Raw genomic sequence first — 21,183 nt, forward strand, 5'->3', positions numbered from 1 at the left:
CGCCGCGAACAGCGCGCGCAACGTCCGGAACAGCACCGATATCTCGACGAGCGCCGCAGAACGCGAGTTGGGCGGTGTCCTCGTCGACCGCGGGTTCGACGTCGACCTCGACGATCCCGACCACGTCCTGCGCGCGCTGTTCGCGGCGGGGGAGCGCGACGAGCACGAGTCGGTGCCCGGCGCGGACGGCGGCGACGCCGCGGTCTGCGCGCTCGGGTGGGTCGCCGTCGAGGCCGCCCGCGACTTCGCGCCCAAGCCGACCGAACGACCGTTCTTCCAGCCGGGGAGCATGGCGCCGGCCGACGCCCGCGCGTACGCCAACCTCGCCGGGGCGGCGCCGGGGCGGAGCGTCCTCGACCCGATGTGCGGAACCGGGGGACTCCCCCTCGAAGCCGGGCTCGTCGGGAGCGACATCGTCGCCTGCGACGCCCAAGCGAAGATGGTCCGCGGGATGCGTGAGAACCTCCGAGCGTACGTGGGCGAGGCCGGGAGCGACGACCCCGACTGGCACGTCGCCCGCGGCGACGCCACCGACCTCCCCCTGCGCGACGACGCGGTCGACGGGGTCGCGTTCGACGCCCCGTACGGTCGCCAGTCGAAGATCGCCCGACACGAGCTCGCGGACCTCGTGGGGGGTGCGCTCGCGGAGGCCGCCCGGGTCGCGCCGCGCGCCGTCGTGGTCGCCGACCGCGACTGGCGGCGCGAGGCGCGGGAAGCCGGCTGGACGGTCGACGCCGTCTTCGAGCGCCGGGTTCACCGGTCGCTCACGCGGCACGTCCTCGTGCTCGACCGGGAGTGACTCGGAGCGGCGGTCGCGTCGTCGACCGCCGATCCCACCGTCCCGAGAGTGAACGACCGGTCGTCGATACCCGGCGGATGAGCGTCGCAGGCGACAAGTTTCAGTTTCACCGCCCCCGCGGGCAACGGTTAAGTGGGCGGCCTGTCGTGGTGTTCACATGACCGGGGACGCCGGCGGCGACATGCTCTCGTGGGACGAGTCGGTGTTCCGCGACGAGTCGGTGTTCGAGATCGACCACGTCCCCGAGACGTTTCGCCACCGCGAGAGCCAGCTTGAGAGCCTGAAGTACGCGCTCCGGCCGGCCGTCCGCGGCTCCCGCCCGCTCAACACGATGGTGCGCGGGCCGCCCGGCACCGGGAAGACCACCGCGGTCCAGAAGCTGTTCGGCGAGCTCGGCGCCCGGACCGACGTGCGAACGGTGCGGGTGAACTGCCAGGTGGACTCGACGCGCTACGCGGTGTTTTCGCGGCTGTTCGAGGGGATCTTCGACTACGAACCCCCCTCCTCGGGGATCTCCTTCAAGAAGCTGTTCGGCCAGATCACCGACCGGCTCGTCGAGGAAGACGACGTGCTCGTCGTCGCCTTAGACGACGTGAACTACCTCTTCTACGAGAACGAGGCGTCGGACACCCTCTACTCGCTGTTGCGCGCCCACGAGGCCCACTCGGGCGCGAAGATCGGCGTCATCGTCGTCTCCTCCGATCTGGGGCTCGACGTGATCGACGACCTCGACACGCGGGTGCAGTCGGTGTTCCGCCCCGAGGAGGTGTACTTCCCCGTCTACGACGCGACCGAGATCTACGACATCCTCTTCGAGCGCTCGAAACGCGGGTTCCACGACGGCGTCATCGGCGACGCCGAACTGGAGCGCGTCGCGGACCTGACCGCCGAGAGCGGCGACCTCCGGGTCGGGATCGATCTGCTCCGCCGGGCCGGGCTCAACGCGGAGATGCGCGCCTCGAAGACGATCGCCGAAGAGGACGTGGAGTCGGCCTACGACAAGTCCAAGCACGTCCACCTCTCGCGCTCGCTCCGCGGGCTCTCGGACTCCGAGCGCGCGCTGGTCCGCGTGCTCGCCGAGAACGACGGCGAGCGCGCCGGAACGGTGTACGAGGCGTTCCACGACGAGACGGATCTCGGCTACACCCGCTACTCGGAGATCACCAACAAGCTCGACCAGCTCGGCGTGATCGACGCGGAGTACGCCGAGGTGGAGGGTCGCGGGCGCTCGCGGGAGCTCTCCTTGGCCTACGAGGCCGAGGCGGTGTTGGACCGGCTGGAGTAGCCCGACGCCTTTTCAACCGCTCCCGCACAGTCGGACGTATGAAAACGAGCGGCGGCAGCGACGCGGCGAAGCGACGCGCCGGTGAGTCGGCGGCCGAGGCGGTCGACGACGGTGACGTGGTGGGCCTCGGCACCGGGTCGACCGCGGCACACGCGATCCGGCGACTCGGCAACCGGATCGACTCCGGCCTCCACGTCCGGGGCGTGCCGACCTCCTTCGCGAGCCGCGAGCTCGCGGCCGACCGCGGGATCCCGCTGCTCGATCTCGACGAGGCGGTCGGTCCGGACGCGCCGGGGATCGACGTGGCGATCGACGGGGCGGATCAGATCGCGGTCGGCGCGGCGGGTCGGGTGGCGACCGGCGCCGAAGGAGGCGGCGACCCGACCGCCGCCCCCCTGATAAAGGGCGGCGGGGCCGCACACGCCCGCGAGAAGCTGGTCGACGCGGCGGCCGACCGCTTCCTCGTCGTCGCGGACCCCTCGAAGGAAGCGCCGGTGCTCGACCGGTCCGTTCCGGTGGAGGTGCTTCCCGCCGGGCGCTCCGCGGTCGCGGAGGCTGTTCGGGCGGCCGGCGGCGAGCCGACGCTGCGGCGCGCGGAGCGGAAAGACGGACCGGTCGTCACGGACAACGGGAACCTCGTGCTCGACTGCGCGTTCGGCGAGATCGCCGACCCGGAGGCGCTGGCGGCGACCCTCTCGGCGACGCCCGGCGTCGTCGAGCACGGGCTCTTCGTCGGGCTCGCGGACGAGATCCACGTCGGGACGGAGACGGGTGTGCGGGTCACGGAGCGGAGCGGCGGCTCGGGCGAATAGCCGCGTCGCTTCTCGGTCGGCAGTCGGCAAAAAATGAAGAACGGAAAACGCGTCCGTCTTAGAGGTCGCGAGGCTGGACCGTCTTCCGGTCGTTGGCCTCGGCGCGGCGGGCGGCGTCTTCGAGCAGCTCGTCCACTTCGTCGTCCAGCGCGTCGTAGAAGTCCGAAGCGACGTTCTTGTCGTCCAGGGCTTCCTTGACGGCCGCTTTGACAATAAGGTCTGCCATGCAGTCGGTCGTATCCATCGACAGTTAATAAGAGTTCCTGAATTCGACCGCGAGGGGCTCCCTGCGGCCCGTTTGCGAGGGGTCGGCTGGGCACTACCTTATAAACTTTGTGAGACCGGTCGGCCGGCCGGGCGGATCGGTCGCCGCGGACCGATAGGTACGACCCCGTTCGGCCCGCACGATCGACCATGCGCGACACGCTTGAGGCGCTCGAGGTCGGAGAGATCGGCGTCGCGGAGGCGGAGTCACGGCTCGCGGGCTACGCGACCACGGGAGCGGGGCGGGGGCGATTCGACGCCGCCCGCGAGGGACGACGGGGGATCCCCGAGGCGATCCTGGCCGACGGGAAGACGCCCGCGGAGGTCGCCGCGTTGACCACGACCGCGGTGGAGACGACCGGGCGTGCGCTCGTCACGCGAGCGGACGCGGACGACACGGCCGCAGTTCGGACGGCAATGGAGGAGTTCGAACGCGGCGCCGAGATCGACACCGCGGAGTCACCGGGTGCGACCGTCGACCACGACGAGCGAACCGGCACCATCGTCGTGCACGCCGACGACTTCGAGCGCCCGGAGCTCGACGCGACCGTCGCGGTCGTCTCGGCCGGTACCTCGGACGCCGCGGTCGCGGGGGAGGCGGCGGTCGTCGCCCGCGAAATCGGCGCGACGGTCGATCGGATCGACGACGTGGGCGTCGCGAATCTGGACCGGATCTTGGACCAGCGCGACCGGATCCGAGAGGCGGACGTGGTCGTGGTCGCCGCCGGCCGCGAGGGGGCGCTCCCGACGGTCGTCGCGGGGCTCGTCGCCGCGCCGGTGATCGCGCTCCCGGTCTCGACCGGCTACGGCGTCGGCGGGGAGGGGGTCGCGGCGCTGGAGGGCGCGCTCCAGTCCTGTTCGGTGCTCACGACGGTGAACGTCGACGCCGGGTTCGTCGCCGGCGCGCAGGCGGGGCTGATCGCGAGAGCGGTCGACGCGGCCGGACGCGACTAGCGTTTATAAGTGATTTTCCGGAATCTGACGGGGGTGAGAAAGGGTATTTCTTCGTCGAGCCCCTGCGATCTTCCGCCGGTGGAGACCGGTACCAAATGCCACGCTGTGACCACTGCGGGTCGCACGTCTCGGACCGCTTCGCGCGCGTGTTCGCGGACGAGTACGGTGACCTCAACGCCTGTCCGGAGTGTTCCGCCAACGCGGGGATCGCGGAGGTCGCTCGGGAACGCGGCCGAACCGGAGATTAGCGCACACCGTCGGATCGCGACCGACCGCGCCGAACCCGTACCGCCTTAGCACCCGGAGCACAATCCGCACCCGTGTCGGACCATCACGTGTACGTCATCGAGTGCGCCGACGGCACCCTCTACACCGGCTACACCACCGACGTAGAGCGGCGCGTCGCCGAGCACGACGCGGGCGAGGGCGCCAAGTACACCCGCGGCCGGACCCCGGTAACGCTGCGCCACGTCGAGTCGTTCGACTCGAAGTCGGCCGCGATGTCGCGCGAACACGCGATAAAGTCCCTGTCGCGCGCCGAGAAGGAGCGTCTGATCGGCGACGCGTAGGCGCGGAGCCGTGGGGCGGAGCTACTCGACGAGCCGCTCGATCTCCGTGACGAGGATGCCGGTGGCGCCCACCGACTTCAGCTCCGAGATCGTCGCGAACACGTCGCGCTCCTCGACGACGGCGTGGACCGCGACCATGCCGTTCCCGTTCTCGTCGGCCTCGACGTTCATCACGGTCGGCCCGCCGAGCCCGGGTATCACGTCTTTCACCTCGTCGAGCCGCTGTTTTGGGGCGTTCATCATCAGGTACCGTCGCCCGTCGGCCGCGAGCACGGACTCGAAGGCGGTCAACACCTGCCCGACCTTCGGATCGTCGACCACGTCGGGGCGGGCGAACAGCCGCACCGAGGAGTCGAGCACGTCGTCGATCACGGCGAGCCGGTTCACCTTCAGGGTCGTCCCCGTGGAGGTGATGTCGACGATGGCGTCGGCCATGTCGACGTGGGGAGTGAGCTCGGTCGCGCCGGTGACGGTGACCACGTCGGCGTCGACGTCCACCCGGTCGAGGTAGTCGCGGGTGACCGCCGGGAACTCGGTGGCGACCGTCCCGCCGGCGAGATCCGCGACGCGCTCGATGTCGCCGTCTTCGGGGGCGGCGAGGACGAGCTTACAGGAGCCGTACCCCAGATCGAGCAGGTCGACGAGGTCGTCGTCGGCCGCCGCGCTCGCCGAGTCGGCGACGCCGCCGGACTCCGCGGCCTGATCGAGGCCCGTGATCCCCACGTCGGCCGCGCCGTCGCGGACGTACTCGGGGATGTCCGCCGCGCGCGCGAACAGCACCGTCACGTCGGGGTCGACGGTGTCGGCGTACAGCTGGCGGTCGGCGGTCTCCTCGACGTGGAGCCCCGCGCGCTCTAACAGCGAGAGCGTCGGATCGTGCAGGCGGCCCTTGTTGGGGACGGCGATGCGCATACTCGACGACTCGCGGGGCGACGGGGAAACGTTTTCGTCCGGAAGCCGGGGCGGGTGTCGACGCGAAATCGCTTCATCTTGACAGTGCGGTCGGCGCGTGCCTCCGAGTGGCCGCCACTGGCGGCCGCGAGGAGCGCGTGCGAGGGAGTCAGTCGCCGTCGCTTCGCTCCGGCGACTGACGAGGCTGGGGAGGCGTGAGGCCGCGGAGCTGTGCGTGCCCGCGAGCAAAGCGAGCGGGAGCACGGAGGACGCAGCCCGCGCAGCGAAGCGAGCAGGAACGTCTTCCGGAGGGGTGGGACTCAAAAGGGCAGCCGCGAGGGCGAAGCACGGCGACGTAAGTACCGCAGGGAGCGAATGAAGTGAGCGACCGAGGAACGCAACGAGCCGCGCGAGCCCTCGCGGCTGGGGCTTTGGCGGAGTACACCGTCGCTCCGGCGTGAGTCTATATAAGAGAGTAGTCGGCGTTTCAGAGACGGCTGTGACCCCTCGATCTACGCGCTCTCGTCCCGAAACCGACGAACGTCGACCTCGACGGAGAGGTCGTCGAAGTCGTCGTCTGCCCCGACGACGAGCGTCGCGTCCCGTTCGCGGGCGAGCGCGACGGCGTACGCGTCGGCGAGCGAGATGTCTCCGTGGGCCTTCACCTCGGCCGCCAGCCGCCACTTTGCCGATTCGATCGCCAGCCCTCGTCGTTCGAGCGCGCGGAGGTCCCGATCGGCTTCCCGAAGCGATGCGTCAGTCGGGGTGTCGTCGACGCCCTCGAACCGGGAGACGAGGTAGAACACTTCCCCGGCGTTCGTCTCGGCGAGCGCCCCCGCCGACTCGCCGGCGAACACCTCGTCGAGCAGCCGGGCGACCGCTTCGTGACCGGGCTCCCCGTAGAGGTACGCGACGACCGCCTCGGTGTCGAAGACGTAGCCGCTCATTCGTCCTCAGACGGGCGGAGCCGGGCGGCCCGCTCCGCCTCCCGGCCCTTCTCGTCCTCTTTCAGTTCCCGAACCCGTTCTATCGCCGCTCCGCGCTCGTGCTCGTCGGCGTGGATCCCGTGGAGCTCTTCCGGCGAGGGCACCGGCTCGATGACGATCCGCCCCTCGTCCTCGTAAATGAACACCTCACCGGGCGCCTCGATACCAAACTTCTCGCGGAGACCCTTCGGGATCGTGGCCTGCCCCTTCTGCGAGACGCGTACTACCGCCGGTTCACTTGTACTACTTGCCATTATAAGTTGTACTTACGAATTCAGTATTACTAAAAGCACCGCCGGTCCGGGATACATTCCCTCGTCACCGACCGGCGGCCACTCCCTCGCGGACGCCGAACCGCCGCCTCACCACCCAGTACGCGACGGGGAGACAGCAGGCGAACGCGATCGGCCAGACGGTCAGCTGCGAGGCCGGATCGGGCGGTGAGACGAGGCTTCCGGCGACCAGTCCGCCGACCCCGGCGACGGTGACGGTGGCGGCGGTTCGCTCCCGCCGAGACGGGGGGGACTCGCGGGGCCGTCCGCGCCGCCACCACAGGAGGTAACACGCGATCGCGATACCCGAGACGGGCGCGAGAACGCCCCAGGCGACCGGGTGGGCGCTCCCGCGAGCGCGCGCGTCGAGGGTCACCCACGCGCCGGTCGCCGCCAAAACGGCAAGGAAGAGGGCGAAGCCGAACGCGACGGCGGGGGTGAGCTGAAGGGACACGGTTCGCCGTTCCGCCCAGTCGGTAATCGATTTTTCCCTGTGAGGGACCGTCAGCGCGGGGCGAATCTCGTTCTGTGATCCCCCTAGCCGCGCCGCTCAAGTGTCTCGCCGCCCAACGGCGCGTATCGTGAGCGACGCCGACTCTCCCCTCTCGGAGGACCGCCCGACCGTCGACCGCCCCCTCCGCGTCGACGCCCCGTTCGAGCCCGCGGGCGACCAGCCGGAGGCGATCGAGCAGCTCGTCGAGGGGTACGAGTCGGGCGCCGACAAGCAGACCCTCCTCGGCGTCACCGGCTCCGGGAAGACCAACACCGTCTCGTGGGTCGCCGAGGAGCTCGACCAGCCCACCCTCGTGCTCGCCCACAACAAGACGCTCGCGGCCCAGCTGTACGAGGAGTTCCGCGAGCTGTTCCCGGACAACGCGGTGGAGTACTTCGTCTCCTACTACGACTACTACCAGCCGGAGGCGTACGTCGAGCAGACGGACACGTTCATCGACAAGGAGATGTCGATCAACGAGGAGATCGACCGGCTGCGACACTCCGCGACGCGCTCGCTGCTCACCAGAGACGACGTGATCGTGGTCGCCTCCGTCTCGGCCATCTACGGGCTCGGCGACCCGCAGAACTACCGCGACATGGCGCTCCGCCTGGAGGTCGGCGAGGAGGTCGGTCGCGAGGAGCTGCTCGCCGACCTCGTCGACCTGAACTACGAGCGCAACGACGTGGACTTCACGCAGGGCACCTTCCGGGTGCGGGGCGACACAGTCGAGATCTACCCGATGTACGGGCGGTACGCGGTCCGAGTGGAGCTGTGGGGCGAGGAGATCGACCGGATGATCAAGGTCGACCCGATGAAAGGCGAGGTCGTCTCCGAGGAGCCCGCGGTCATGCTCCACCCCGCGGAGCACTACTCGATCCCGGACGACAAGCTGGAGCGGGCGATCGCGGAGATCGAGGACCTGCTGGAGAAACGGGTCAGCTACTTCGAGCGGCAGGGCGACCTCGTGGCCGCCCAGCGCATCGAGGAGCGCACCACCTTCGACATCGAGATGCTCCGGGAGGCGGGGTACTGCTCCGGGATCGAGAACTACTCGGTCCACATGGACGACCGCGAGTCCGGCGACGCCCCCTACACCCTCCTCGACTACTTCCCCGACGACTTCCTCACCGTCGTCGACGAGTCCCACCAGACGATCCCGCAGATAAAGGGCCAGTACGAGGGCGACAAGTCGCGGAAGGACTCGCTGGTCGAGAACGGGTTCCGGCTCCCGACCGCCTACGACAACCGCCCGCTCACCTTCGAGGAGTTCGAGGAGAAGACCGACCGCACCCTTTACGTCTCGGCGACGCCCGGCGGCTACGAGCGCGAGACGTCCGACCGGATCGTCGAGCAGATCGTCCGCCCCACCCACCTCGTCGACCCGAAGGTCGAGGTGACGGAGGCGACCGGGCAGGTCGAGGACCTCTTAGAGCGGGTCGGCGACCGGATCGAGCGCGACGAGCGCGTGCTCGTCACCACGCTCACCAAGCGGATGGCCGAGGACCTCACGGAGTACTTCGAGGAGGCCGGGATCGACGTGGCGTACATGCACGACGAGACGGACACGCTCGAACGACACGAGATCATCCGCGACCTCCGGCTGGGCAACATCGACGTGCTCGTCGGGATCAACCTGCTCCGCGAGGGGCTCGACATTCCCGAAGTGAGCCTCGTCGCCATCCTCGACGCCGACCAGGAGGGGTTCCTCCGCTCCACCACGACGCTCGTCCAGACGATGGGGCGGGCCGCGCGCAACGTCAACGGCGAGGTCGTCCTCTACGCCGACCGAATGACCGACTCGATGGAGGCAGCGATCGAGGAGACCCAGCGCCGCCGCGAGATCCAACTGGAGTACAACGCCGAGCACGGCCACGAGGCGACCACCATCGACAAGCCGGTCGGCGAGACGAACCTCCCCGGCTCGAAGACGGACACCTCCTCGGTCAGCGTCGGCGACGTCGAGAGCGAGGCCGAGGCGAAAGCGCAGATCGAAGCCCTCGAAGGGCGGATGGACGAGGCCGCGAGCAACCTGGAGTTCGAGCTGGCGGCCGACATCCGCGACCGGATCGCGGAGCTCCGCCGCGCGTTCGAGCTCGACGGCGGCGACGACGGCGTGCCGGCGCCGATGATCGACGAGTAGTCGAGCGCCTCCATCGATCCGACCGCCTCTCCCCCGGATCCGATTCTCGCGCGCCGAAAGCCACGACGACGGGGTTTTTAATTGCGACCGTCGGAGCCTGTCACATGAAGCGCCGCGCGGCGGTGGCCGGGATTCTCGGTGTCGCCAGCGCGGGCTGTACCGACCGCCTCCACGACCTCGCGGCGTCGACGCCGCGGGACCTCGCGGTCCGGAGCCGCTACGTCGACGGGAACCCGCTCGTCGAGGGGCAGAGCGTCCGTTCGCTGCCCGAAGAGCTCGTGACCCACGCCGCCTCCTTCCGGTCGAAGTCGGAGGCGAAGGCGGCGGTCCTCCCCGGTCAGCCGGAGACGATGGCGTTCGTCGAGGAGACGTCGTTCGTCGACGACGGCGGCGGGTCAGTGATCGTCGCCGCCCAGCGGCTCACCGCGCCGGAGGTCGAGCTTCGGTTGGGGTCGATCAGCCGTACGGGAGAGCGGTCCCTCCGCATCGCCGTGGACATCGCGGGCGTTCGCGGCGAGGTCGAGACCGACGACCCCGTGGTCAAGACCCTCCTCCTGCGGCTGACGGACGAGCGGGGGCCGCCAGAGCGCATCATCGTCTCGATCGAGGGGGACCGCGCCGGCGTGACCGTCTGAGGCGGACCGGCACCGCACGGTGCGCCCACCGCCCGCATCGCGCCGGAGTCCCGGGGTCGTTTAGTGGCTCGGCGGTCTTCCGCCGGTATGCCATCTCTTCGCCGTCGCCTCGTCGGCGCCGCGCTGCTCGCCGCCGGCGCCGTTACGTTCGGGGTCGCGATCACGATTGCGCCCGTGATCGTGCCCGAAGTCGGGACCGCGTCCGGCACCCCCGATATCGTCGTGCCGTCGCCGGTCTCGCTGCTGGCCGCGCCCGCGCTCCTCGCGGCCGGGTCGGTGCTCCTCGTCTCCGGGGGGGCCACGCTCCGCGACGCCGGGCTCTCGGCACGCGCCGCCCTCCTCGCGCCCGCGCTCGGCGCCGTCGGCGCGCTCGCGTTCGGCACCGGGATCGGCACCGAGTTCGGGGCCCCCCTCACCGCGTTCGCCGCCTCGGGGACGCTCACGGCCCTGAGCACCGGCCCGCCCGGTACGATCGCCGCCGGCGCCGCCGCCGGCGCGACGGTGGCCCCCGTGGTCCGCGCGGCGACGACGGAGGATACGGTCGCGCTGCTCGTCGGCGCGACCCTGCTGCTCGCGTCGATCGCCGTCGGCTCCGAGTCCCCGCTCACCCTCGCTGCCGGGGGCGTCACCGGAGCGCTCGCGGTCGGCGCGCTCTGGGCGATCGACCCGGCGACGTGGCGGCCCTAACCCCGCTACCGGAGTTGGAGCCGCCGGCGGCGCCGTCGACCCGTCTCGCCGATCGGCCAGACCGCGCGAGCGGCGACTGCAGCGCCACAAAGGACGAAGTCAGCCGCGCGTGTTCGGAGCCGCCGCGCCGCTCTCCTCGTGCGCAACTATACAATCTAAGTTGTATTACTGAAATCCTGTTGGTAATATTTATCCCGGTGGAGCCGGAGGTGTCTGACACGGTTCGAACGGGAGACACCGCCGATCGCGGCCGGTAGCGGCGCTTTCGCGGCGATCGGAGCGAGGCCCGCGAGTGGCAACGCCGTCGACCACGCTGCGGCGGATCGGGGTCGATCGGCTCGCGGCAGGTCGGACCCCGGACGAGCCGAGCACATCGGACACATCATGAGCACGACGACACACGACACCGCGGTTCGCGACCTGCTCGACCGGGCTCGGGCGGGCCACGAAGACGTACTGGACGACGACGAACGCGACCGGATCGCAGACGAGATCGAACGGGCGCTGTACGACGGCGCCGATCCCGGCGAGGTGGCCGAGGCGACCGTCGACGCGCTCACGGCGCGCATCGAACGCGACCCCGCCTACGACGCCGCGGCCGCGCGCGTCGCTCGCGAGGACTACTTCAGGCGGGTAACCGGCGAGCGGCCGCCCGCGGCCGACGACGCGCTCGCGGCGGCGTACCGCGACTCCTTCCGAGCGGCGATCGACCACGGGCTCGACGCCGATCTGCTCGACGAGCGGATGGGGGAGTACGACCTCGATCGGCTCGCCGGCGCGATCGAGCCGCGGCGGGACGAGCTGTTCGATTACACCGCGCTCGACACGCTCGAACAGCGGTACTACCTGCGGGAGGCGGACGCGGAGCCGTTCGAGCTCCCGCAGGTCTTCTGGATGCGGGTCGCGATGGGCGTCGCGCTGCGGGAGGACCCGTCAGAGCGGGAAGCCCGCGCCGAGGAGTTCTACGAGGTGCTCTCGACGCTGCGGTTCGTCCACTCCACGCCGACGCTGTTCCACGCCGGGACGACCCATCCCCAGCTCTCCTCGTGTTACCTCACGACCGTCCCCGACGACCTGGAGGGGATCTTCGACGCGTACAAGGAACACGCCACGCTCTCGAAGTGGTCCGGGGGGCTCGGCAACGACTGGACCCCGCTGCGGGCCGACGGCGCGCTGATCTCCTCGACGGGCGTCGAGTCCACCGGCACGGTCCCGTTCCTCAAGATCTCGAACGACGTGACCGGCGCGATCAACCGGTCCGGGAAGCGCCGGGGCGCCGCGGCCGCCTACCTCGAGGCGTGGCACCTCGACTTCCCCGCGTTCATCGATCTCCGCCGGAACACCGGCGACGAGCGCCGCCGCACGCACGACATGAACACCGCGGCGTGGGTGCCCGATCTGTTCATGAAGCGGGTCGCGAACGACGGGAAGTGGACGCTGTTCTCGCCCGACGAGGTCCCCGACCTCCATGACACCTACGGCGAGGAGTTCGAGGCGCTGTACGAGGAGTACGAGGACGCCGCCGAAAACGGCGAGCTCCGCCAGCACGAGACGGTCGACGCGAGCGGGCTCTGGCGGGAGATGCTCACCCGACTGTTCGAGACGGGCCATCCGTGGATCACGTTCAAGGACCCCTGTAACGTCCGGTCGCCACAGGACCACGTCGGCGTCGTCAACTCCTCGAACCTCTGTACGGAGATCACGCTCAACACGAGCGAGGAGGAGACCGCCGTCTGTAACCTCGGCTCGGTCAACCTCGCGCGTCACATGACGTTCCGCGGCGACGCCGAGACGCACCCCGCCCCCGACGACGTCGCGGTCGCGGCGCGGAGCGGATCCGAGACGGACGACTCCGCCGTCGGTCTCGGCGCCGACGGCGAGGCCGCCGAACTCGACGCCGACCTGTTCGCCGACACCGCCGAGACGGCGATGCGGATGCTCGACAACGTCGTCGACCTCAACTTCTACCCGACCGAGAAGGCCGAGCGCTCGAACATGCGACACCGGCCGATCGGGCTGGGGCTGATGGGGTTCCACGAGGCGCTGCAGCTCGCCCGCGTCCCGATGAACTCCGAGCGCGCGCTCGGCTTCGCGGGGCGGGCCGGCGAGCTGCTCGGCTACCACGCGATCGACAACTCCGCGAGGCTGGCGGCCGAGCGCGGCACGTACGAGACGTTCGAGGGGTCGAAGTGGGACCGTAACGTGTTACCGCAAGACACTCTCGACCTGCTGGCCGACGAGCGCGACCGGGAGATCCCGGTCGACCGCGAGGAGACGCTCGACTGGGAGGCGGTCCGCGAGCGGATCGCCGAACACGGCATGCGGAACTCCAACACCACCGCGGTGGCGCCGACGGCGACGATCTCCACCATCGCCGGCACCTCGCCTTCGATCGAGCCGCTGTACTCGAATCTCTACGTCAAATCCAACATGTCCGGCGACTTCACCGTCGTCAACGAGCGGCTCGTCGCCGACCTCAAGGCCGAGGGGCAGTGGGGCGCCGAGGCGCTCGACCGGCTGAAGTACCGCGACGGCGCGGTCGGCGACCTCGACCTGCCCGGCGACCTCTCCGATCTCTACCGCGGCGCCTTCGAGATCGATCCGCGCCACCAGCTCCGGCTCACGGCGCGACGGGGGGCGTGGATCGACCAGAGCCAGTCGCACAACGTCTTCTTCCCGTCGACCGACGGCTCGCTGCTCACCGACGTGTACGAGACCGCGTGGGAGCTCGGCCTGAAGACGACCTACTACCTGCGCACCCTCGGCGCGTCGAGCATCGAGCAGTCGACCCTCGACATGAGCGAGTACGACGACACCCAGTCGCGCGGCGGGGACGCCGACGGCGGGCCCGGGTTCGGCGACGACGCGGACAGCGACGACGCCAACGACGCGGACGCCGACGGCCCGACCACCGACTCGTCGAGCGCGGCGGGAGACGACCTCCCGACCGTCGAGGATCCGACGTGCGACGCCTGCCAGTGACGACGCGACGCGAGATCGCCCACGGTAACGACACCGGCCACACCGAACGACACCACCAACCTCACGATGCCGATACTCAACACCGACAGCCAGCACGACCCGAACAAGATCCTGCCGATCGAGTACGACTGGGCCCGCGAGTACTACCAGAACGGCGTCAACAACAACTGGGTCCCCGAGGAGATTCCGATGGCGGACGACATCCATCAGTGGGAGAACGACGAGCTCACCGAAGCGGAGCGCCAACTCGTCGAGTGGAACCTCGGGTTCTTCTCGACGGCGGAGTCGCTGACGGCGAACAACCTCGTGCTGGCCGTCTACGACTACGTCACCGCCCCGGAGTGCCGCCAGTACCTGCTCCGGCAGGCGTACGAGGAGGCGATCCACACGGACACGTTCATCTACTGCTGTGACTCGCTCGGCTTCGAGCCGGAGTACATGTACGGGATGTACGACCGGATCCCGGCCATCCAGCAGAAAGACGAGTTCGTCGTCGACCTGACGCGCTCCATCGACGACCCGGCGTTCACCGTCGAGACCGACGAGGACGTCCGCGAACTCCTCCGCGATCTCGTCGGCTTCTACGTGATCATGGAGGGGATCTTCTTCTACGCCGGCTTCGCGATGATGCTCGCGTTGAAGCGGCGCGGGAAGATGGTCGGCGTCGGCGAGCAGTTCGAGTACATCATGCGCGACGAGTCGCTCCACCTGAACTTCGGGGTCGACCTGATCAACACGATCCGCGAGGAACACCCGGGGGTCTGGACCGACGAGTTCGAGGCGGAGATCGACGAGCTGATCCGCGAGGCCGTCGAGCTGGAGTCGACCTACGCCGAAGCGGCGTGTCCGCCGGACCTCATGGGGATGTCCGCCGAGGGGTTCGTCGAGTACGTGGAGTACATCGCCGACCGGCGGCTCACCCAGCTGGGCATGGACGAGCGGTTCGACACGGAGAACCCGTTCCCGTGGATGTCGGAGGCGGTCGACCTGAACCGCGAGGCGAACTTCTTCGAGCGGCAGGTCACCGAGTACCAGTCCGGGGGATCGCTGGACTGGTAGTCGGCGGCGTCCCGATCACCCCGGTCGCTCGCTCTCTGACTCCAGTTCGATGTCGCGGTCGGCCTCGCGCATCTCCGCCGCGTCTCCCTCCTGAGGCGTGAGGTCGACGTCGCGAGCCGTGTCGGCGTCGCGCGTCTCGTCGGTCCGGAGGTCGCTGTCGGCCACCGTGTCCAGCTGTTCGAGGGCGCTCTCGATGTCCTCCAGTCCGAGGAGCTTCTCCGTCTCCTCGTCGAACTCCTTGCCCTCCAACCCCTCCATCTGTTGGACGTCGGAGCCGGAGAGGGCCTTGCCGTAGCGGCCGACGAGGCTGGTGAGCTCCTGGGGGAGGACGAAGGTGGTGGACTCGCCCTTGCCGATCTCTTCGAGGGTCTCCATGCCGCGCTCGATGATGGCGCGCTCGCCCATCGACTCGGCCGAGCGCGCGCGGAGGACGGTCGAAATCGCGTCCCCCTGTGCCTCGAGGATCTGGCTCTGCTTTTCGCCCTGCGCGCGGATGATGTTGGACTGTTTGTCACCCTCGGCCTGCTCGACGGCGGAGCGGCGTTCCCCCTGCGCTTCGAGGATCATCGCGCGGCGACGGCGCTCGGCGCCCGTCTGTTGCTCCATCGCGCGCTGGACCTCCTGTGAGGGGCTCACCTCGCGGACCTCGACCGCCTCGACGCGGATCCCCCACTCGTCCGTCGGCTCGTCTAACTCCTCGTTGATGCGGTCGTTGATCTGGTCGCGCCGGGAGAGCGTGTCGTCGAGTTCCATGTCGCCGAGAACGGCGCGGAGGGTGGTCTGTGCGAGGTTCGAGACGGCGTTCTTGTAGTCGTCCACTTCGAGGAACGCCTTCTTGGCGTCCATCACCTTGATGTAGACGACCGCGTCCGCCGTCACCGGCGAGTTGTCCCGCGTGATCGCCGACTGGCTCGGCACGTCGATCGTCTGCGTCCGCATGTCGAACGCGTACGTCCGCGAGACGAACGGCGGGATGAGGTGGACGCCGGGCTCGAGGAGCTTGCGGAACTCGCCGAAGACGGTGAGCGCCTCCTTGTCGTAGGCGTCGACGATCTCGACGGCGCTGACGACCGTCACCGCCGCGACCAACACCGCGAGCGCCGCGACGCCGAACACCAGGCTCTGGCTGAGGAGGGCGAAGCCGACGAGGAGGGCGCCCGCGAGCGCCGTGTACTGCCAGACGGAGTCGGGGATGCCGCTCATCGAGTCCTCCAACTGGAAGGAGTCGCCGCGCGGACCTTGGGTTCCCATAAGGTGAGTTACGGTTCGACGCTGTTAACGGTTGCCACGAGAACGGTCGTGTGGCCCGAAAGCGCCGCGACACCGCGGAGAGCCGTCTCCGAGGAACCGGAAACGTCCGCGAGGTCCGGGCGGCTTTAAGCGCCGGGCGCGCCCACACGAGGGTATGCCATCCGACGAGGACGAGGCCAACCACGAGTTCCGCACGCGAAGCGTCCACGCGGGGTCGGACCCGGACCCGGCGACGGGAGCGCGCGCGACGCCCATCTACCAGACGACCTCCTACGAGTTCGAGGACGCCGATCACGCCGCCCGGCTGTTCGGGTTGGAGGAGGCGGGCAACGTCTACTCGCGGATCATGAACCCGACGAACGCCGCCCTCGAAGAGCGGATCGCCTCGCTCGAAAACGGCGTGGGCGCGGTCGCCACCGCGTCGGGGATGGCAGCGCTCGATCTGGCGACGTTCATGCTCGCGTCCGCGGGCGACAACATCGTCTCCTCGTCGGCGCTGTACGGCGGCACCTACACGTACTTCACCCACTCCGTCGAACGGCGCGGGGTCTCGACCCGGTTCGTCGACCCGCTCGACTACGAGGGGTACGCCGACGCGATCGACGAGGACACCGCCTACGTCCACCTCGAAACCATCGGCAACCCCGCCCTCGTCACCCCGGACATCGAGCGGATCGCCGACATCGCCCACGAGCACGGCGCCCCGCTGTTCGTCGACAACACGTTCGCGACGCCCTACCTCTGCCGCCCGCTCGACCACGGCGCGGACCTGGTCTGGGAGTCGACGACGAAGTGGCTCACGGGTAACGGCACCACGGTCGGCGGGGTCCTCGTCGACGGCGGGTCGTTCCCCTGGAGCGACCACGCCGAGAAGTACCCGGAGATCGCCCAGGACAACCCCGCGTACCACGGGATCAACTTCGTCGAGGCGTTCGGCGACGCGGCGTTCACCTTCGCGGCGACGACCCGCGGCCTCCGCGATCTGGGCGATCAGCAGTCGCCGTTCGACGCGTGGAACACCCTCCAACAGACCGAGTCGCTCCCGCTGCGGATGGACCGCCACTGCGAGAACGCCGGCATCGTCGCCGAGTACCTCGAGGAACACGAGGACGTGTCGTGGGTGAACTACCCGGGACTGGAGAGCCACGAGACCCACGAGGAGGCCAGCGAGTACCTGAACGGCGGCTACGGCGGCATGATCACCTTCGGGCTGGAGGGCGGCTACGAGGCCGCGAAGGGGACCGTCGAGAACGCCGACCTCGCCTCGCTGCTCGCGAACGTCGGCGACGCGAAGACGCTCGTCATCCATCCGGCCTCGACGACCCACCAGCAGCTCACCGAGGAGGAACAGGAGGCCGCCGGCGTCACCGCCGACATGGTGCGGCTCTCCGTCGGCATCGAAGACCCCGCAGACATCGTCGCCGACCTCGAAGCGGCGATCGAGCGCGCGACGGCGTAGGCGGTCTCACGGCGATCGTCGTCAGTTACAGGTCGTCCGTGTCGAACTTCCAGAGGCCGAGCAGCGGCGGCGCGATCGTCCAGAACACGAGCATCGACACCGCCGATATCTGCTGGTTGACGGTCTCGCCCGAGAGCAGCTGCTCGCCGAGGAAGGCGCTGGACAGCAGCTCGACGCCGGTCGTCGGGTTGGCGACCCGCAGGAACACGCTCACCCGCTGTTGCGAGACCGGCAGCGGATCGATCAGGCCGCTCGCGGCGTCGAGGAACTGGCCGGTGACGGCGCCCCACAGCAACACGAACAGGACGTAGATCGCGACGCCCCCGATCAGCGCGCGGCGCTGCGTCTCCGCGGCCGCCGAACAGCCGACCGCGATCGCGACGAAGACGACGCCGAGCACCGCGGCGAAGACGGTGTAACCGAGGAACGCGCCCACGTTGAACGTCGCGAGCGCCCCGGTCTGCGCGAGCGCGAACAGCACGAGTCCGGGAAGCAGGAAGCCGGTGAGCACCGCGAGCGACAGCGCGGCGCCCCGTCCGACCACCTTCCCGAACACCACGTCTGCGCGGGAGTGCGGCAGCGACAGGAGCAGCTTCAGCGACCCCGACTCGCGCTCGCCGCTGACGGCGTTGTACCCCACGACGACGCCGACGAGCGGGACGAGCGTCGTCACGAGGAAGGGGCCGACGAAGAAGCGCAACAGCAGTTCGGTCGCGAACTGCTCGCCGCCCTGTCCGCCCGGCCTGACGACGACGGCGAACGCCGCGACGAGCAGCGAGAACAGCGCCGCGAGGGCCAACATCCCGCGGGAGCGCACCGCGTCTTGGAAGTCCTTCTCCGCGATGGCGGCGAGGCTCATCGGCTCACCTCCTCGGTGCCGGCGTCGGCGGCGCCGTCGCCGTCATCGTCGGCGCTTTCGCCGTCATCGTCGGCGCCGTCTCCCCCGCCCTCGCTCCCTCCGCCGGGCGCGTCGCCCTCGGTGTAGGCCAAGAAGAGGTCCTCGAGCGACGCCTCGCGGGTGTGGAAGTCGGCGACCGCGACCCCGGCGTCCTCCAGGGCGCCGATGACCCGGGTTTTCGCGCCGTCGGCACAGCTCACGACGAGCGCGTCGCCGTCGCGGTCGACGCGGCTCACGCCGTCGAGGTCGTGGACCGCGTCGACGGCCGCGTCGCTCGCGCCGTCCGCGCCGCCGATCGCGATCTCCAGCGTCTCCTCGCCGCCGACGGCCTCGCGGAGCCCCTCCACGGAGTCCTCGGCGACGAGCTCCCCCTCGCGGAGGATGCCGACGCGGTCGCAGACGGCCTCGACCTGTTCGAGGATGTGCGAGGAGAAGAAGACGGTCGCGCCGCGGTCGGCCTCGGTCCGGACGATCTCGCGCATCTCCTTCGCGCCCGCCGGGTCCAGCCCGGAGGAGGGCTCGTCGAGGATGAGCAGGTCGGGCGCGCCCGCGAGCGCCATGGCGAGCGCGAGCCGCTGACGCATCCCCTTCGAGTAGCCGCCGGCCTTGCGGTCGGCGTCGTCGAGGAGTCCCACGCGGTCGAGGAGGGCGTCCGGGTCGTCGTCGGCCTCTTTCGATCGGACCGCGAATTCGACGTGTTTCCGCCCCGAAAGCCGGTCGTACACCGCGAATCCGTCGGGGAGCACGCCGGTCCGCCGGCGGATCGCGACGCCGTCGGCAGTGGCGTCCTGATCGAGCACGCGAACCGTCCCCTCGGTCGGCCGGACCAGGTCGAGCACCATGTCGATGGTCGTCGACTTGCCGGCGCCGTTCGGGCCGAGGAACCCGTACACCTCACCCTCCTCCACGGTGAGATCGAGGCCGCGAACGGCCGTGACGTCGGCGAACTCCTTCGTCACGCCCCGCAGTTCGATGGCGGTCATACCGCCCCGTTGCCGCGTCGCCCGATAAAGGGTTGTGGGACGGACCGAGGCGGAGAGCAGCCGGAGCGGCGGGTCGCGACCACCGCCGGCGCCCGTCGGAACCGGCCGATAGTTCGGTCGTGCTGTATGACATAATTTCTACTCTTTGGGGGAAAACACAGCTAACGTATATTATAATGATTTTTTATATTTATCTGTCAGATCTCGACTACACAACGCGTCAAATCCCTCAAAAAAGCATTTCAAGAGTGGAGAAGCGTCTTCGCAAATTTTAATTAATTATATTTTCGATGGTAGATCGGATGATACCGCCTCTGATCCAATCGAACGTACAGTTCGCACACAGTCCACTGTTAACGTTCATTATCGGCTTAGCGATCGTCATCGCGCTGCTCGTCTGGCTGGACCTCCCGGCGTTCATCGGGCTGATCATCTCGGCGTTCCTCGTCGGGGTCGTCAACACGTTCTTCGTCCAGGACTTCAGCGCCGCTGACGCGGGGGGACAAGTCGCGACCGCCTTCGGGAACGGGATGACGGGGATCGGGATCCCCATCCTGATGGCCGCGGTCATCGGCAAGGGGATGTTGGAGAGCGGTGCCGCGCAGCGAATCGTCCGCGGGTTCCAGGGGGCGCTCGGCGAGAGCAACTCGGACATCGCGCTGCTCGGAAGCAGTTCGGTGCTTGCGGTTCCGGTGTTCTTCGACAGCGTGTTCTATCTGATGGCGCCGCTCGCGCGGTCGATGCGGGCGCGCATCGGTCGCGACTACACGCTGTTCATCGTGGTCGTCGGTACCGGTGCGGCGACGACGCACGTGTTCGTCCCGCCGACGCCCGGCCCGCTCGCGGTCGCGGACCAGATCGGAAGCAACCTGTTCACCACGATCATCGTCGGGCTGGTGACCGCCATCCCGGCGGCGATCGTCTCCGGACTCGTGTACGGGCGCTGGATCAACAGCCGACTCGACATCCCGCTGCGCGACACGATGGCGACGTCGACCGAGGAGCTGCAGGAGGTCGCCGACCGCCCCACCAGCGAGCTTCCGGGAGTGCTCGAATCGCTGGCGCCGATCCTGCTGGCCGTCCTGCTGATCGCGTCGTCGACGTTCGTCACCACGTTCCAGGAGGTCGCTCCGGCGCTGGCCTCGCTACAGCCGATCACCGACTTCATCGGGAACAAGAACGTCGCGCTGACGGCCGCCGCGCTCGCGGCCGCGTACACGTTCTACCGCTACGACGACATGACCCGGAGCGAGTGGAGCGACGAGCTCACGGAGGCCCTGAAAAGCGGCGGGAACATCGCCGCGATCACGGCGGCCGGCGGGGCGTTCGGCGCGCTGCTCGCCGCCTCCGGAATCGGCGATTACCTCGCCAACGCGCTGCAGGAGGTCGGCATCGGCCTGCTCATCACGGCGTGGCTCATCGCCGCGATCGTCCGCATCGCGCAGGGGTCCGCCACGGCCGCGATGCTGACCGCCGCGGGGATCATGGCGCCGCTCACCGGGCAGCTGACCGTCAACCCGGCCTACCTCGTGATGGTCATCGGCGCCGGCGGGAACATCTTCTCGTGGTTCAACGACTCCGGCTTCTGGCTCGTCAGCGAGATCGGGGGGCTCACCAGGTCGGAGACGCTGAAGACGTGGACCGCCCTCACGACGATCATCTCGGTAACGGGACTCGTGACCGTGCTGATCGTCTCCTCGGTGTTCCCGCTCGTCTGACGCGACCGGGTCGACGTTCGTTCGAGCGACCCCGACGGCGAGG

General features: G+C 69.2%; 21 protein-coding genes. 13 read left to right on the forward strand and 8 right to left on the reverse strand.

Annotation, left to right across the window (positions count from 1 at the left end):
• The 3 genes from DJ69_RS05900 to rpiA form a co-directional block, all read left to right on the forward strand.
• Positions 1-799: methyltransferase domain-containing protein (locus DJ69_RS05900; protein WP_099254756.1), on the forward strand; the 799-nt coding region annotated here is incomplete at its 5' end.
• A gap of 157 nt (positions 800-956) precedes the next feature.
• Positions 957-2,084, forward strand: coding sequence for an ORC1-type DNA replication protein (locus tag DJ69_RS05905; RefSeq protein ID WP_099254757.1), 1,128 nt, complete (start codon positions 957-959; stop codon positions 2,082-2,084).
• Positions 2,085-2,122: 38 nt separating this feature from the next.
• Complete coding sequence (gene rpiA / locus DJ69_RS05910) at positions 2,123-2,896, forward strand: ribose-5-phosphate isomerase RpiA (protein WP_099254758.1); 774 nt, start codon at positions 2,123-2,125, stop codon at positions 2,894-2,896.
• Between the two features lie 58 nt (positions 2,897-2,954).
• On the opposite strand, the gene DJ69_RS05915 is transcribed toward rpiA, so the two are convergent.
• Positions 2,955-3,122, reverse strand: a complete 168-nt coding sequence (locus tag DJ69_RS05915; RefSeq protein WP_004047560.1) for a DUF1931 family protein — start codon at positions 3,120-3,122, stop codon at positions 2,955-2,957.
• A gap of 188 nt (positions 3,123-3,310) precedes the next feature.
• On the opposite strand from DJ69_RS05915, the gene larB reads away from it, so the two are divergent.
• The 3 genes from larB (at position 3,311) to DJ69_RS05925 (ending at position 4,683) form a co-directional block, all read left to right on the forward strand.
• The gene (gene larB / locus DJ69_RS05920; RefSeq protein WP_099254759.1) at positions 3,311-4,114 is read left to right on the forward strand and encodes a nickel pincer cofactor biosynthesis protein LarB; all 804 of its coding nucleotides are present in this window, start codon (positions 3,311-3,313) and stop codon (positions 4,112-4,114) included.
• A 95-nt stretch (positions 4,115-4,209) separates the two neighbouring features.
• Complete coding sequence (locus DJ69_RS18250) at positions 4,210-4,362, forward strand: DUF7563 family protein (protein ID WP_180271732.1); 153 nt, start codon at positions 4,210-4,212, stop codon at positions 4,360-4,362.
• Between the two features lie 72 nt (positions 4,363-4,434).
• Entirely contained in the window at positions 4,435-4,683 is a 249-nt protein-coding gene (locus DJ69_RS05925) for a GIY-YIG nuclease family protein (RefSeq protein ID WP_099254760.1), read from the forward strand.
• Between the two features lie 21 nt (positions 4,684-4,704).
• Here the strand turns inward: DJ69_RS05925 and hisG are convergent, their stop codons facing one another.
• The 4 genes from hisG to DJ69_RS05945 all read right to left on the reverse strand — a co-directional run bounded on the left by hisG (position 4,705) and on the right by DJ69_RS05945 (position 7,286).
• The gene (hisG, locus tag DJ69_RS05930) at positions 4,705-5,595 is read right to left on the reverse strand and encodes an ATP phosphoribosyltransferase (protein WP_099254761.1); all 891 of its coding nucleotides are present in this window, start codon (positions 5,593-5,595) and stop codon (positions 4,705-4,707) included.
• Positions 5,596-6,086: 491 nt separating this feature from the next.
• Positions 6,087-6,521, reverse strand: a complete 435-nt coding sequence (locus DJ69_RS05935; protein ID WP_099254762.1) for a PIN domain-containing protein — start codon at positions 6,519-6,521, stop codon at positions 6,087-6,089.
• The gene (locus DJ69_RS05940; RefSeq protein ID WP_099254763.1) at positions 6,518-6,814 is read right to left on the reverse strand and encodes an AbrB/MazE/SpoVT family DNA-binding domain-containing protein; all 297 of its coding nucleotides are present in this window, start codon (positions 6,812-6,814) and stop codon (positions 6,518-6,520) included. Before DJ69_RS05940 ends, DJ69_RS05935 begins: the two co-directional genes overlap by 4 nt.
• A 64-nt stretch (positions 6,815-6,878) precedes the next feature.
• A complete protein-coding gene (locus tag DJ69_RS05945; RefSeq protein ID WP_099254764.1) occupies positions 6,879-7,286 on the reverse strand; it encodes a hypothetical protein in 408 nt (135 codons plus the stop codon).
• Positions 7,287-7,413: 127 nt separating this feature from the next.
• Between DJ69_RS05945 and uvrB the strand changes: the two genes are divergently transcribed.
• From uvrB to DJ69_RS05970, 5 genes are all read left to right on the forward strand, one after another.
• Entirely contained in the window at positions 7,414-9,468 is a 2,055-nt protein-coding gene (gene uvrB, locus DJ69_RS05950; RefSeq protein WP_099254765.1) for an excinuclease ABC subunit UvrB, read from the forward strand.
• Between the two features lie 104 nt (positions 9,469-9,572).
• Positions 9,573-10,103, forward strand: coding sequence for a hypothetical protein (locus DJ69_RS05955; RefSeq protein WP_099254766.1), 531 nt, complete (start codon positions 9,573-9,575; stop codon positions 10,101-10,103).
• Positions 10,104-10,190: 87 nt separating this feature from the next.
• The gene (locus DJ69_RS05960) at positions 10,191-10,790 is read left to right on the forward strand and encodes a hypothetical protein (RefSeq protein ID WP_099254767.1); all 600 of its coding nucleotides are present in this window, start codon (positions 10,191-10,193) and stop codon (positions 10,788-10,790) included.
• A 384-nt stretch (positions 10,791-11,174) separates the two neighbouring features.
• Positions 11,175-13,772 carry a ribonucleoside-diphosphate reductase subunit alpha gene (locus tag DJ69_RS05965; RefSeq protein WP_099254768.1) on the forward strand — a complete coding sequence of 866 codons (2,598 nt, stop codon included), beginning with the start codon at positions 11,175-11,177 and terminating at the stop codon, positions 13,770-13,772.
• A gap of 66 nt (positions 13,773-13,838) precedes the next feature.
• Positions 13,839-14,831: a ribonucleotide-diphosphate reductase subunit beta gene (locus DJ69_RS05970; RefSeq protein ID WP_099254769.1), complete on the forward strand. Its 993-nt coding sequence runs from the start codon at positions 13,839-13,841 to the stop codon at positions 14,829-14,831.
• Between the two features lie 15 nt (positions 14,832-14,846).
• Here DJ69_RS05970 and DJ69_RS05975 read toward each other — a convergent pair whose 3' ends face one another.
• Complete coding sequence (locus DJ69_RS05975; protein WP_099254770.1) at positions 14,847-16,082, reverse strand: SPFH domain-containing protein; 1,236 nt, start codon at positions 16,080-16,082, stop codon at positions 14,847-14,849.
• 154 nt (positions 16,083-16,236) lie between these two features.
• Here DJ69_RS05975 and DJ69_RS05980 point away from each other — a divergent pair, with 154 nt between their 5' ends.
• A complete protein-coding gene (locus DJ69_RS05980; RefSeq protein ID WP_099254771.1) occupies positions 16,237-17,541 on the forward strand; it encodes an O-acetylhomoserine aminocarboxypropyltransferase/cysteine synthase family protein in 1,305 nt (434 codons plus the stop codon).
• A 25-nt stretch (positions 17,542-17,566) separates the two neighbouring features.
• Here the strand turns inward: DJ69_RS05980 and DJ69_RS05985 are convergent, their stop codons facing one another.
• Together DJ69_RS05985 and DJ69_RS05990 are read right to left on the reverse strand one after the other, a co-directional pair.
• Complete coding sequence (locus DJ69_RS05985) at positions 17,567-18,400, reverse strand: ABC transporter permease (protein ID WP_099254772.1); 834 nt, start codon at positions 18,398-18,400, stop codon at positions 17,567-17,569.
• Positions 18,397-19,422: an ABC transporter ATP-binding protein gene (locus DJ69_RS05990; RefSeq protein ID WP_099254773.1), complete on the reverse strand. Its 1,026-nt coding sequence runs from the start codon at positions 19,420-19,422 to the stop codon at positions 18,397-18,399. The genes DJ69_RS05985 and DJ69_RS05990 overlap by 4 nt, the downstream gene beginning before the upstream one ends.
• A gap of 302 nt (positions 19,423-19,724) precedes the next feature.
• Here DJ69_RS05990 and DJ69_RS05995 point away from each other — a divergent pair, with 302 nt between their 5' ends.
• Entirely contained in the window at positions 19,725-21,140 is a 1,416-nt protein-coding gene (locus DJ69_RS05995; RefSeq protein ID WP_099254774.1) for a GntP family permease, read from the forward strand.
• Positions 21,141-21,183 lie beyond the last annotated feature (43 nt).

The sequence above is a fragment of the Halorubrum persicum genome (assembly GCF_002727125.1).
Lineage (GTDB): Archaea > Halobacteriota > Halobacteria > Halobacteriales > Haloferacaceae > Halorubrum > Halorubrum persicum.

Bases quoted from the DNA above. Each gene is read 5' to 3' on its own strand.
- DJ69_RS05905 (WP_099254757.1), top strand. From the start codon at position 957: ATGACCGGGGACGCCGGCGGCGACATGCTCTCGTGGGACGAGTCGGTG.
- rpiA (WP_099254758.1), top strand. From the start codon at position 2,123: ATGAAAACGAGCGGCGGCAGCGACGCGGCGAAGCGACGCGCCGGTGAG.
- DJ69_RS05915 (WP_004047560.1), bottom strand. From the start codon at position 3,122: ATGGCAGACCTTATTGTCAAAGCGGCCGTCAAGGAAGCCCTGGACGAC.
- larB (WP_099254759.1), top strand. From the start codon at position 3,311: ATGCGCGACACGCTTGAGGCGCTCGAGGTCGGAGAGATCGGCGTCGCG.
- DJ69_RS18250 (WP_180271732.1), top strand. From the start codon at position 4,210: ATGCCACGCTGTGACCACTGCGGGTCGCACGTCTCGGACCGCTTCGCG.
- hisG (WP_099254761.1), bottom strand. From the start codon at position 5,595: ATGCGCATCGCCGTCCCCAACAAGGGCCGCCTGCACGATCCGACGCTC.
- DJ69_RS05935 (WP_099254762.1), bottom strand. From the start codon at position 6,521: ATGAGCGGCTACGTCTTCGACACCGAGGCGGTCGTCGCGTACCTCTAC.
- DJ69_RS05940 (WP_099254763.1), bottom strand. From the start codon at position 6,814: ATGGCAAGTAGTACAAGTGAACCGGCGGTAGTACGCGTCTCGCAGAAG.
- DJ69_RS05955 (WP_099254766.1), top strand. From the start codon at position 9,573: ATGAAGCGCCGCGCGGCGGTGGCCGGGATTCTCGGTGTCGCCAGCGCG.
- DJ69_RS05960 (WP_099254767.1), top strand. From the start codon at position 10,191: ATGCCATCTCTTCGCCGTCGCCTCGTCGGCGCCGCGCTGCTCGCCGCC.
- DJ69_RS05965 (WP_099254768.1), top strand. From the start codon at position 11,175: ATGAGCACGACGACACACGACACCGCGGTTCGCGACCTGCTCGACCGG.
- DJ69_RS05970 (WP_099254769.1), top strand. From the start codon at position 13,839: ATGCCGATACTCAACACCGACAGCCAGCACGACCCGAACAAGATCCTG.
- DJ69_RS05975 (WP_099254770.1), bottom strand. From the start codon at position 16,082: ATGGGAACCCAAGGTCCGCGCGGCGACTCCTTCCAGTTGGAGGACTCG.
- DJ69_RS05980 (WP_099254771.1), top strand. From the start codon at position 16,237: ATGCCATCCGACGAGGACGAGGCCAACCACGAGTTCCGCACGCGAAGC.
- DJ69_RS05985 (WP_099254772.1), bottom strand. From the start codon at position 18,400: ATGAGCCTCGCCGCCATCGCGGAGAAGGACTTCCAAGACGCGGTGCGC.
- DJ69_RS05990 (WP_099254773.1), bottom strand. From the start codon at position 19,422: ATGACCGCCATCGAACTGCGGGGCGTGACGAAGGAGTTCGCCGACGTC.
- DJ69_RS05995 (WP_099254774.1), top strand. From the start codon at position 19,725: ATGATACCGCCTCTGATCCAATCGAACGTACAGTTCGCACACAGTCCA.